We start from the raw sequence: 876 nt of genomic DNA, 5'->3' as shown, positions 1-876 counted from the left end.
ATTCATAACAACACCCAGCTGCCTGCTAAAGTTGTTTCTGTTTCTGATACTGCTAACGCTACTGCTAACTACGGTCGTGGGCGTGAACTGATGTATCAGCTGGAAAAAGCTGGTGCTGAAATCAAACGTGACCTTGAAGCGGTGTTCCTGACTAATGGTCCAGGTACTGGTTTCGGTAACGCAGGTACAATTTCTGGTGTCCCTACAGGTACTTCTAATGTTCGTACAACTGGTGGTGTCCGTGCTCTGATTGGTACAACAGGTGCAAACCGTACTGTTAACCTTGCTGGTCACACTGGTGTTGAACCAGATCAGGATTTCGGTGCTATCGTTGTTAAAGATGTTAAACCTGCTGCTGGTGCTGCTGGTAACATGGACTTCACTCAGGTTGAGTTTGAAGCTGCTCTATGGGATATCACTGCTCAGTTGTATCTTGCTGGTTCTAAAGCTAACACCATCATGATTCATCCATCTCTGGCTAAATACTTCACTGGTCTGATGGAGAAAGAAGGAACTGTTGGTGCTACTCGTGTTCGTATGTTCGAAAACCGTAAGGATATCGACGTACAGGTTAACGTAATTACTGATCCACTGGGTCAGAAATTCCGCGTTATCTATAACCGTCACATGCCTAAGTACAAAGTAGGTACTGACCTGTCTTCTCCTGTTGCCGCTGATCGTCAAGATGCTCTGTTCATCTTCAACTCAGCTGACTGGACTCAGATGGTTCTTCGTGCTCCACAGCGTACAGAGCTGGCAAAACAAGGTGATAGCACTCAATACATGATTACTATGGAAACCGGTCTGCGTCACCGTAACCCATATGCGTCTGCTTGGCTGACCTTTAGCCCAAAGTAACAAGCGGTCCAGCCCCAA

1 protein-coding gene is annotated in these 876 nt (G+C 46.6%); it reads left to right on the top strand.

The genetic code is table 11. From position 1 onward, the window contains the following. A partial coding sequence (locus N1032_RS24325; protein ID WP_259543065.1) for a DUF5309 domain-containing protein occupies window positions 1-858 on the top strand: 858 nt, incomplete at its 5' end. Window positions 859-876 lie beyond the last annotated feature (18 nt).

The sequence above is a fragment of the Herbiconiux daphne genome (assembly GCF_024979295.1).
Classification (GTDB): Bacteria; Actinomycetota; Actinomycetes; order Actinomycetales; family Microbacteriaceae; genus Herbiconiux; species Herbiconiux daphnes.
Note: the sequence above shows the minus strand (reverse complement) of the source record. Positions and strands in the feature narration are given on the sequence as shown.